The sequence below is a fragment of the Mesorhizobium sp. CNPSo 4689 genome (genome assembly GCF_057784325.1).
Genome location: NZ_JBWLUZ010000016.1, coordinates 107,491 through 116,222, shown reverse-complemented (window position 1 = coordinate 116,222; position 8,732 = coordinate 107,491). Strand labels below are relative to the sequence as shown.

Below are 8,732 nucleotides of genomic sequence, written 5' to 3'. Positions count from 1 at the left end.
CCTTTCCGGGCAAAAGACCTTCGATGCGCTGCCATTGCCGCTGGCTCAGTTCGTAGCGCGACACCATCCATTGTCCTCCAGATCGAATCTGGAAGCCTATGAATCATGCATCAACGCAATTTTGAATCCTGAATGTCGATTGGTCCTAGGCCGCCAGCCGGGTTCGGCCATCTCGAAGGCGGCGAAGTCGAAGCCCGGCGCCACGGTGCAGCCGACCAGCGTCCATTCGCCAAGGCTGCGCGCCGATTGCCACCAGCCGGCGGGCACCACGATCTGCGGCCGCTCGCCCGCCGCAAGGGCGGTGCCGAGCACCTGCTCGATGACGGTGCCGCCTTCCTCCTGCATGGACAGCGCCAGCGGCGCGCCGGCATAGAAATGCCAGACCTCGGCCGCATCCTTGACCCGGTGCCAGGCCGATAGCTGACCCTCTTCCAGAAGGAAATAGATCGCGGTCGAGTGGCCGCGCGTGCCTTCCGCGCCATCGCGAAAGGTCTCGGCATACCAGCCGCCTTCCGGATGCGACTTCAGGCCGAGCGTGGCGATGATTTCGGCGGCACTTGTCATCGGCTGCAGGCTAGCACCGCGCTCAGAAATTGTCCTTGCGCTTGCGGATTTCGGCGAACACGTCGGCGTCGGTGGCCTTCTCCATGCCGAGATGCTTGCGGATTGCCGGGTCGTGCCAGCGCAGGAACGGATTGGTCGACAATTCCTCGCCGATCGTCGTCGGCAGTGTCGGCTTGCCGTCGGCGCGCAGCGCCTCGATCCGGGCGGCGCGCTCCTTCAGGGCGGAATTGGTCGGGTCGACGGTCAGCGCGAAGCGGGCATTCGAAAGCGTGTATTCATGGCCGCAATAGATGACCGTCTCAGCGGGAAGTGCCGCCAGCTTCTTCAGCGAGTCATACATCACCGGCGGCTTGCATTCGAACAGCCGGCCGCAGCCCAACGCAAACAGCGTGTCGGCGGTGAACGCCACCTTCGAGGCCGGCAAATGGTAGGAGACATGGCCGGCCGTGTGGCCGGGCGTGGCGATCACGTCGATCCGTTCGTCGCCGAGATGGACGACCGAGCCTTCTTCGACCGTCTCGTCGATGCCGGGGATCTTCGCCTGTTCCGCTTCCGGGCCGACGATGCGCAGCTTGAAACGCTCTTTTAGCGCCAGGTTGGCCTCGACATGATCGACATGGTGGTGGGTGGTCAGGATCATCGTCGGCGTCCAGCCGGTGCGCTGGATCGCGGCCAGGATCGGCGCCTCTTCGGGCGCGTCGATGATCGCGGTCTGGCCGCTTTTTGGGTCGTGCACCAAAACGCCGAAATTGTCGCTGCGGCACATGAACTGTTCGATTTCGACCGGCATCGCATCTCTCCATTTGTCGCCGCAGACATAGGGCGCTTGCCGGCCAATGTCATCTGGAATTGAGCTTTGTTGAACTCGGCGGATATCGCGGCTACCGTCCCGGCCATGCATTCCGATATCGTCGATCTCCGTTCCTTCTATTCGACCACGCTCGGCCGGCTTGCCGAACACTCGATCACCATGGCGCTGTCCTCGATATGGGCCGCGGTGCCGAATGAGCGGCTCGTCGGCCTCGGCTACACCTTGCCGTGGCTGGAGCGGTTCGGCGCCGATGCCGAGCGCGTCTTTGCCTTCATGCCGGCAACGCAGGGCGCGGTGGTCTGGCCGGCGACGGGTCCGACGGCGACGGCACTGGTCTTCGACGAGGAATTGCCGCTGGTCGATTCCTGCATCGACCGCATGCTGCTCGTCCATTCGCTCGAGCATGTCGAGAACCCGCGCGAGACGCTGAACGAGATCTGGCGGGTGCTGTCGCCAGCCGGCCGCGTCGTCATCGTCGTGCCCAACCGCCGCGGCGTCTGGGCGCGTTTCGAGCATACGCCGTTCGGCAATGGCCGGCCGTTCTCGCGCGGCCAGCTCACCGAATTGCTGCGCGAGGCGCATTTCACCCCGGCGGCATGGTCCGACGCGCTGTTCTTTCCGCCGTCGCCCCGGCGCTTCATGATGCGGTTCCACAATGTGCTGGAGCGCGCCGGCCGGCGGTTCTGGCCGATTTTTTCCGGTGTCATCGTGGTCGAGGCGCAGAAGCGGCTTTATCAGGGTGTACCGGTCGCCCAGCGTGCATCGCGCCGCGTCTTCGTGCCGGTGCTCTCGCCGCAAGGCGCGACCAGGCTCGGCCGGTCGCGCGGCGGTGAGGCGGCTTCCCCGGGCGGGTGACGCGTTCGTGATCGGACCCGGGCTTTGTCACTCCCTATCTGTCGAGTGCGGTGCCGCCGCCTGAACATGGCCGGTCATGGTTCTGATCGGCTCCACCACTCTTCCGAATGCAGGGATATCGCGCATGGCGGATCAAGCGGATGTCATAGCCGGTGCGGGACAGGCCGCCGTGTCGGTCGAAGCCAGCAGCCTCGGCGACCAGTTGAAGACGATCCGGCAGGCGCTGAAGACCTCGCCGGTACGCAAGCCACTCGTCTGGGCCTCGATCGGCATCGTGGCCGTCATTGTCGCGACCGCGATCGGGCAGGTTCTGCTCAACCGCTGGAACCAGCCCTTCTACGATGCGCTGGCGCGGCGCGACATGCAGGGCTTCCTGCACCAGCTTCTCGTCTTTGCCGAAATTGCCGGCGGGTTGCTGGTGCTCAACGTCGGCCAGACCTGGCTCAACCAGACGATCCGGCTGAAGCTGCGACAGGCGCTGACACTTGACCTGATCGATGAATGGATGCGGCCGGCGCGCGCCTTCCGGCTGGCGCATGCGGGTGCCATCGGCGTCAATCCCGACCAGCGCATGCAGCAGGACGCCGCGCATTTGTCCGATCTGTCGACCGATCTCGGTGTCGGCCTGCTGCAGTCCTTCATCCTGCTTGTGTCCTTCATCGGTGTCTTGTGGACGCTGTCCTCGGGCTTCGTCTTCCACATAGGCGGCCGTTCGCTAGCGATACCGGGTTACATGGTGTGGGCGGCGATCCTCTATGCCGGCATCGCCTCATGGCTGAGCTGGCTGGTCGGACGGCCGCTGATCCGCTTCAACAGCGATCGCTACACGCGCGAGGCGGAACTCAGGTTCTCGATGGTTCGCGTCAACGAAAATGTCGACGCCATCGCGCTGGCGCATGGCGAGGCTGACGCCAGGCGGCAACTCGAGCTCGATCTTGGCACGGTGCTCGGCGCCATGAAGCGCATCTACAGCGCGCAGATCAACCTGTCCTGGGTCACCGACACCTATGGCTGGATCACCGTGGTGGCGCCGATCCTGGTCGCGTCGCCGGTCTATTTCGCCGGCGATATCAGCTTCGGCGGGCTGATGATGGCGGTCGGCGCCTTCAACCAGGTGCATTCCTCGCTGCGCTGGTTCATCAACAACATCGGCGGCATCGCCGACTGGCGGGCGACGCTGATGCGCGTCGCCGATTTCCGCATCGCGCTTGGCGAAACCGACATCCTCCACGACAAGGAAAAGCGCATCGTCTTCGGCGAAAACCCGGATGGCAAGCTGAGCTTCGAGCGGCTCGAGGTCGCTTCGCCGGATGGGTGCACAAAGCTCGCCGAGCCGCATGTCGAGATCCACCCCGGCGAGCGCGTCATGATCACCGGCGACCCGCGCGCCGGCAAGACGCTGTTCTTTCGCGCCATTGCCGGCCTCTGGCCATGGGGCAGCGGGCGGATCGGCATGCCGGCCGGCGAGGCGCCGATCTTCGTTCCGCGAACCCCTTATTTCCCGCTCGGCACGCTGCGCGAGGTGCTCAACCATACCAATGGCACGGCACCGGTCGAGGATGCCGAGATCGCGGCGGTGCTGGCCGAGGCCGGTCTCGAGCGGCTTGCATCCTCGCTCGACCGCTCGGCGCGCTGGGAGCATGAGCTGGCCGATGAAGAGCAGCGTCTGCTGGCTATTGCCAGGCTTGCGCTCAGGCGACCGAAATGGGTGATCATCGATGAGGCGCTGGATACGTTCGACGGCGCGACGCTGAGGCAGGTGCTGTCGATGCTGGCGCGGCGCCTGCCCGACGCCGCCATCCTCAATATCGGCCGCGGCCAGCACAACAACCAGTTCTTCCCGCGCTCGCTGACGATCGTGAAGGATACCGGCGGATCGGCGCTCAAGCCGGCCCGCGTCAGAGCCGGCGCCATCGAGCCGCCGCCGCCCGCCGCAAGGCGGAAGAAGTAGGCTCGCCGAAGACGCAATCCGGTAAGCTTTATTTTGCCGCGATCGCGGTGAAAATTGTCCGCATCACTCGGACGCACGCAGCCATGCTCGACATGCTCAGCCTGCTTGCCTGTTTCGCCTGTACCCAGGCAGCACCCCTGCCTGTGCCGGCCGACGCGATTGCCGTGGATGTCGAACTGGTGCTGGCCGTCGACATCTCGCTGTCGATGAACGAGAAGGAGTTCGCCCTGCAGCGTGCCGGCTATGTCGAGGCGCTCAGGCATCCGGATTTCATCAAGGCGGTGCGTTCGGGCACGAACGGGCGCATTGCGCTGACCTATTTCGAGTGGGCGGGCACCGTCCGCGACGACGCCATCCTCGCCTGGCAGATCATCGACGGCAGCGACAGCGCCAACGCCTTCGCCGACAGGATCGCGGCCCGCCCGTTCCGCAGCTTTCGCGGCACCTCGATTTCCGGCGCACTTGCCTTCGGCGCCGATCTCTTCGAAAAGACCGTCTTCGCTGGCGCGCGGCGCGTTATCGACATTTCAGGCGACGGCCCCAACAATATCGGCCCGCCGGTCACCGCGACGCGCGATGCGGCGCTGGCAAAGGGCATCGTCATCAACGGCCTGCCGATCCTGATCAGCCCTTCGCCGACCTTCAGCCATCTCGACAGCTATTATGAGCAATGCGTCACCGGCGGCCCTGGGTCCTTCGTGCTGCCGATCTACGCAGCTTCAGAATTTTCGACCGCCATTCGGCGCAAGCTCATCCTCGAAGTGAGCGGCATAGCCAACGCGACGACAGTCCGGATCGACGCCGCGCCTCCCATCGACTGCCTGCAGGGCGAGCGCGACCGGCGGTTTTTTTCAGACCCGTATTTTCCGGAACTCGATCGATGAACCCGGAACTCGATCGATGAACCTTGAGCTTTCCCGAACCTCCGGTTCGGGGTGGTTCAGGCCGGCCGCGTGCCGTATTTCTCGCGGAACTCATCGTAGAGATCGCGGCGCCAGCGCCGGCCACCGACATAGCCGCGCAACAGCTGCGGCAGCGAGTAGCCCAGCGCTTTCGACGACCGGTTGGCCAGATAGCCGGCGAATGCCTGGGAAACCCTGCCTTTCATCGCATCGGCGATGATCTGGCGCGCGATCATGTAGGGCGGGACGTCGGGATAGCGATCGGCGATGTAAGGGTGTTTGTCGATCAGGTTTGCGTAGGCTTCGACATAACCGTCGCGGCGGCCGGAGATCGAATTCTCCGAATTATACTTCTTCCAGTCGATGTCCTCGGACAGCAGCGCCCCGCTGCGGCGGGCAAATCGCAGCAGCAATTCGCGATCCTGCATGCGCGCGATGTCGCTGTCGTAACCGCCGATCGCCAGCAGGGATTCGCGGCGGGCGGTAATCGCCGAGCCGGCGATGAAGATCGTCTGCCCGACCAGCGCCTTCTCCAGCGAACTGCGGGTCAGGAACGCTTCGCGATTGACGCATTTGGTGCTGCGGCCGCCTTTCACCGAGACGAACGAGCTGATGAGGATTTCCAGCGACGGGTTCTCGTCGAAACGCGCCAGCGTCCGCTCCAGCCGGTCCGGCAGGTAGACATCGTCCGAATCAAGGAAGGCCACGATCGGCGCGCGCGCACGCTCGATGCCGGCGTTGCGGGCAGCGTTGGCGCCGCGCCATTTCGCACCGACATAGACCAGCCGTGGATCGCGGATGGCGGCAAGGGCCGCGGCCGTGGCGTCAGTCGAGCCGTCATCGACAACGATGTGCTCAAACTGGGTAAGGCTTTGCGCCAGCACGCTTTCCACCGCGCGCACCACCTGGTCGCGACGATTGTGGGTCGGCGTGATCACCGTGATAAGGGGGGCCGGGTCGATGGTTTTGCCCATGCGGCTATGCCCCAGGTTCTGCGATGTGCGGATAGATTTGATGGCCGCCTTCCATACCACCCCGGGATTGCGTTCGATTCGACCGTACAAAAAAGAAAAGCCTGTGTCATCCCGACTGTCGGCAGGCAAGCCGTGCGCCCGTCGAATTTCACAAGCCGCGCCTGAACTGCAACACCGTCTGCTGGCTGGCAAGCTCATCCGGAAGGAATGAGAGTCGATTCAACTGCCCGCCTAGGGAAATAGCTGCCGCTATTACCTGTCACGTAATCGACCTGCCTACCGCATGTCGGCAAGACTGCCGCGGTTGCAAAAGAGGAGTTCAGCCATGACCGCTTACGCCGTTGCCCATATGCGCCAGGCCACATTGGGACCTGAGATTGTCGAATATCTGCACAAGATCGACGCCACGCTGGAACCCTTCGGCGGCCGCTTCCTGGTGCATGGCGGTGCGGTAGAGGTCGTCGAGAATACCTGGCCGGGACATCTGATCGTCATCGAATTCCCCGACCGTGACCATGTACGCCGGTGGTATGACTCGCCCGCCTATCAGGCGATCCTGGCGCTGCGCACCGAAAACTCGCAGTCCGACGTCATCTTCGTCGACGGCGTCGAGCATCCCCACAAGGCCACCGACGTTCTGGAATAGCTGCGTGGCCGGCAGCTGGCCAAGATCATCGCTTCAGCAGGAACACCGCCTGCTGGCCGAAGAAATTCCAGAACCACCACGGCATCGACAGGCCGATCTTCTGGCCGTTGGCGTCGAGAGCGGTCGCCCTTTCCACCGTGGCGCCGAGCTCCTCGCACAGATTGACGAAGTCGCGGATGGTGCAGAAATGGATGTTTGGCGTGTCGTACCAGGAATAGGGCAGGTCCTTGGTCACCGGCATCCGCCCCTTGACGAACAGCGACAGCCGCACCCGCCAGTGGCCGAAATTTGGAAAGGAGACGATGGCGCGGTTGCCAATCCGCAGCAACTCGTCGAGCACCAGCTTCGGGTTGCGGGTGGCCTGCAGGGTCTGCGACAGGACGACGAAATCAAAACCCTTGTCGGGATAGAATTCGAGGTCCGTGTCGGCGTCGCCCTGGATGACGCTGAGGCCGCGCGCCACGCATTCGTTGACGCCGCGCTGCGACAGTTCCAGGCCGCGGCCGTCGATCTGCTTGGTCGCCTGCAGCAATTCGAGCAGCAGGCCGTCGCCGGAGCCGACGTCCAGCACCCGCGACCGCGCCGGGATGAGACCGGCGACGACTTCGAGGTCGACGCGCTGGGCGCGATTTACACTCATGGCTTCGCCTCCTGCCTGGCGCATGATTCCGGTCCGAAAAGTCTGCAACTTTTCGGGGTCATGCGCTGAGCCCTCGCGCTCGCGCGGCCGAGCCGATGAAGCCGTTGATGGCGGCGAACAGTTCCGGTTCCTCGAGCAGGAAGGCGTCGTGGCCGCGGTCGGTGTCGATCTCGACGAAGGAGACGGAGGCACCGGCGGCGTTCAGCGCGTGCACGATCGAGCGGCTCTCCTCGGTTGGGAACAGCCAATCGCTCGTGAAGGACACCAGGCAGAAGCGCGTCTTCGTTCCGGCAAAAGCATCGGCCAGCCGTCCGCCATGGTCGGCGGCGAGGTCGAAATAATCCATGGAACGGGTCATGTAGAGGTAGGAGTTGGCGTCGAAGCGATCGACGAAAGTCATGCCCTGATGGCGCAGGTAGCTCTCGATCTGGAAATCGGCGTCGAAGCCGAAGGTCAGCGCCTCGCGGTCCTGCAGATTGCGGCCGAACTTGCGGTGAAGTGCTGCTTCCGACAGATAGGTGATGTGCGCGGCCATGCGCGCCACCGCGAGCCCCTTTTCCGGGCGCTTGCCATGCTCGAAATATTTGCCGCCATGCCAGTCCGGGTCGGCCATCACGGCTTGCCGACCGACCTCGTGGAAGGCGATGTTCTGCGAGGAATGGCGGGCGCCGGTGGCGATCGGCAGCGCCGAGAAGACGCGCTCGGTATAGGTCGAGGCCCATTCCAACACCTGCATGCCGCCCATCGAGCCGCCGAGCACGCAAAACAGTTTTTCGATGCCGAAATGGTCGACCAGCATAAGCTGTGCCCGCACCATGTCGCGGATGGTGATGATCGGCAGGTCGAGCCCGTAGGGCTTGCCGGTGGCCGGATTGGTCGAGGCGGGGCCGGTGGAACCTAGGCAGCCGCCGAGGACGTTGGAGCAGATGACGAAGAAACGGTTGGTGTCGATGATCCTGCCGGGGCCGATCAGCGCCTCCCACCAGCCCGGCTTGCCGGTCACCGGATTGGTGCTGGCGACATGCTGGTCGCCGGTCAGCGCATGACAGACGAGGATGGCGTTGGAGCGCGCGTCGTTCAGCGTACCGTAGGTCTGGTAGGCGATCTGGAACGGCGACAAAAGCGTGCCGGCGTCGAGCTTCAGCGGCTTGTCGGCGCCGAACCGCAACACCGGGCTCGACGGTGCGTCGATCTCGTTGTTGGTTCTTCCAGGGCGCGGAACGGCCATCATATCGCTCTTGCAGTACGCATCGTCCGGCCGGCGGCGGACAATAAAAAAACCGGCAATGCCTTCGCAAAGCCGGTTACAGGATGCAAACGGCCCTTTAGCGAGTTGTTTAACGTGGCTGCAAGCCGACCGGCCAAATCACCACGGAACTGTCACATTCT

General features: G+C 64.0%; 9 protein-coding genes and 1 riboswitch. Of the genes, 4 read left to right on the top strand and 5 right to left on the bottom strand.

The features are described from left to right. Positions 1-96 precede the first annotated feature (96 nt). Complete coding sequence (locus AC04SI_RS20545) at positions 97-564, bottom strand: cupin domain-containing protein (protein ID WP_404283736.1); 468 nt, start codon at positions 562-564, stop codon at positions 97-99. Positions 565-586: 22 nt separating this feature from the next. After that, positions 587-1,354 (bottom strand): hydroxyacylglutathione hydrolase, encoded by a 768-nt coding sequence (gene gloB / locus AC04SI_RS20540; protein ID WP_404283738.1) that lies wholly within the window; start codon positions 1,352-1,354, stop codon positions 587-589. 105 nt (positions 1,355-1,459) lie between these two features. On the opposite strand from gloB, the gene AC04SI_RS20535 reads away from it, so the two are divergent. The 3 genes from AC04SI_RS20535 (at position 1,460) to AC04SI_RS20525 (ending at position 5,065) form a co-directional block, all read left to right on the top strand. Next, a complete protein-coding gene (locus AC04SI_RS20535) occupies positions 1,460-2,230 on the top strand; it encodes a class I SAM-dependent methyltransferase (protein WP_192182585.1) in 771 nt (256 codons plus the stop codon). Between the two features lie 124 nt (positions 2,231-2,354). Further along, positions 2,355-4,181, top strand: coding sequence for an ABC transporter ATP-binding protein/permease (locus AC04SI_RS20530; protein WP_404283739.1), 1,827 nt, complete (start codon positions 2,355-2,357; stop codon positions 4,179-4,181). A gap of 83 nt (positions 4,182-4,264) precedes the next feature. Beyond that, positions 4,265-5,065, top strand: a complete 801-nt coding sequence (locus AC04SI_RS20525) for a DUF1194 domain-containing protein (protein WP_404283741.1) — start codon at positions 4,265-4,267, stop codon at positions 5,063-5,065. A 56-nt stretch (positions 5,066-5,121) separates the two neighbouring features. Here AC04SI_RS20525 and AC04SI_RS20520 read toward each other — a convergent pair whose 3' ends face one another. Next, positions 5,122-6,057, bottom strand: coding sequence for a glycosyltransferase family 2 protein (locus tag AC04SI_RS20520; RefSeq protein WP_404283743.1), 936 nt, complete (start codon positions 6,055-6,057; stop codon positions 5,122-5,124). 325 nt (positions 6,058-6,382) lie between these two features. On the opposite strand from AC04SI_RS20520, the gene AC04SI_RS20515 reads away from it, so the two are divergent. Beyond that, a complete protein-coding gene (locus tag AC04SI_RS20515; protein ID WP_488474787.1) occupies positions 6,383-6,703 on the top strand; it encodes a DUF1330 domain-containing protein in 321 nt (106 codons plus the stop codon). 25 nt (positions 6,704-6,728) lie between these two features. On the opposite strand, the gene metW is transcribed toward AC04SI_RS20515, so the two are convergent. Both metW and metX read right to left on the bottom strand, forming a co-directional pair. Then, positions 6,729-7,343, bottom strand: a complete 615-nt coding sequence (gene metW / locus AC04SI_RS20510) for a methionine biosynthesis protein MetW (protein WP_006200229.1) — start codon at positions 7,341-7,343, stop codon at positions 6,729-6,731. Positions 7,344-7,401: 58 nt separating this feature from the next. Further along, positions 7,402-8,571, bottom strand: coding sequence for a homoserine O-acetyltransferase MetX (gene metX / locus AC04SI_RS20505; protein WP_404283747.1), 1,170 nt, complete (start codon positions 8,569-8,571; stop codon positions 7,402-7,404). Positions 8,572-8,648: 77 nt separating this feature from the next. Then, positions 8,649-8,726, bottom strand: a riboswitch (SAM riboswitch). Between the last annotated feature and the right edge of the window lie 6 nt (positions 8,727-8,732).

Bases quoted from the DNA above. Each gene is read 5' to 3' on its own strand.
- AC04SI_RS20545 (WP_404283736.1), bottom strand. From the start codon at position 564: ATGACAAGTGCCGCCGAAATCATCGCCACGCTCGGCCTGAAGTCGCAT.
- gloB (WP_404283738.1), bottom strand. From the start codon at position 1,354: ATGCCGGTCGAAATCGAACAGTTCATGTGCCGCAGCGACAATTTCGGC.
- AC04SI_RS20535 (WP_192182585.1), top strand. From the start codon at position 1,460: ATGCATTCCGATATCGTCGATCTCCGTTCCTTCTATTCGACCACGCTC.
- AC04SI_RS20530 (WP_404283739.1), top strand. From the start codon at position 2,355: ATGGCGGATCAAGCGGATGTCATAGCCGGTGCGGGACAGGCCGCCGTG.
- AC04SI_RS20525 (WP_404283741.1), top strand. From the start codon at position 4,265: ATGCTCGACATGCTCAGCCTGCTTGCCTGTTTCGCCTGTACCCAGGCA.
- AC04SI_RS20520 (WP_404283743.1), bottom strand. From the start codon at position 6,057: ATGGGCAAAACCATCGACCCGGCCCCCCTTATCACGGTGATCACGCCG.
- AC04SI_RS20515 (WP_488474787.1), top strand. From the start codon at position 6,383: ATGACCGCTTACGCCGTTGCCCATATGCGCCAGGCCACATTGGGACCT.
- metW (WP_006200229.1), bottom strand. From the start codon at position 7,343: ATGAGTGTAAATCGCGCCCAGCGCGTCGACCTCGAAGTCGTCGCCGGT.
- metX (WP_404283747.1), bottom strand. From the start codon at position 8,571: ATGGCCGTTCCGCGCCCTGGAAGAACCAACAACGAGATCGACGCACCG.